Raw genomic sequence first — 1,220 nt, 5'->3', positions numbered from 1 at the left:
ACTTTGTCAGGGAGTGTGGTTTGATCTTGTGCTGTGGATCTTGGTCAGGTGGAGTCGCTCAATGACGAGTTGACCCGGTTTGTGGCGGAGGTTTTCGCTCCGGGTCAACCGGTGCGGGGTGCGCAGCGGCGTTCGGAGATGTGGGCGCACTATCTGCGGGGGTCGTTGCTGACCGACATTGACCGGAAGACCGCTGCGGGGATGGGTCGGGTGCTGGCTGTGGCCCCGCAGAGTCTGAACCACCTGGTGACGGACTCGCCGTGGATGTGGGCGCCGGTGCAGGAACGGATCGCGGCGCGGGCGCAGCCGTGGCTGCGCCCGCGTGTGTGGGCGATCGATGACACCACGATGCTCAAAGACGGCCACGACAGTGTGGCGGTGGCGCGTCAGCATTCCGGACGCGCCGGTGGGATCGCGAACTGCCAGGCCGCAGTGTCGGTGACCGCGTGCGGGAAGACCGAGGCGGTGCCGCTGGCGTGGCGGCTGTTCCTGCCGAAGTCGTGGGACCCGCAGGTGTCCGCGGAACGGCGGCTGGCCGCGCGGGTGCCTGAGGATCAGGTGCATCGCCGGAAGTGGGAACTGGCTCTGGACGCTCTTGACGGGCTGCTGGGGCTGGGGCTGGGTCCGGCGCCGGTGGTGGCTGATCAGGACTACGGCAAGGTCGGCGAGTTCCGTGACGGGCTGGCCGAGCGTGGTCTGGGGTTCGTGGTGCAGGTCAACGCCAATGTCAGCGTGCTGCCGTGGCGGGAGGAGCCTGACACCGCCTGGTCGCGGGAGGACGGACACCGGTCCGCGAGGGAGTTGGCGGTCGGCGCGAGGCAGGTCCCGGTCTCGTGGCGCACCACCGAGGGGGAACGGGCCGGGCGGTTCAGCCTGCTGCGGGTACGTGAAGCCGGCCGGACGGTCCGGCAACGGGCCAGCCGTGCCCAGGCGTGCCTGCCGGACCGGTGGCTGGTGGTGGCCTGGGACGACGCTGGGAAGGATCCCACCCATTTCTGGCTGGCGCACCTGCCCGGACAGGACAGGCCCGGCCTGGCCCGGCTGGTCCGTCTGGCCAAAGCCCGCTGGGGCATCGAAACCGGCTACCGCGAACTCAAAGACACTCTCGGCCTAGACCACTACGAAGGCCGTACCTGGCCGGGATGGCACCGTCACACCACGCTGGTCACCGCCGCGTTGCTGTTCCTCATAGAACACCGCCGTGCCATGTCAAAAAGCGT

The 1,220-nt window shown here is 68.8% G+C and carries 1 protein-coding gene; it reads left to right on the top strand.

Annotated features, from left to right (window positions below):
* Window positions 1–33: 33 nt before the first annotated feature.
* A partial coding sequence (locus ACIG5F_RS49260) for an IS701 family transposase (protein ID WP_396527285.1) occupies window positions 34–1,220 on the top strand: 1,187 nt, incomplete at its 3' end.

Origin of the sequence: Kutzneria sp. NPDC052558, assembly GCF_044547355.1 — a bacterium.
Classification (GTDB): Bacteria; Actinomycetota; Actinomycetes; order Mycobacteriales; family Pseudonocardiaceae; genus Kutzneria.
Note: the sequence above shows the minus strand (reverse complement) of the source record. Positions and strands in the feature narration are given on the sequence as shown.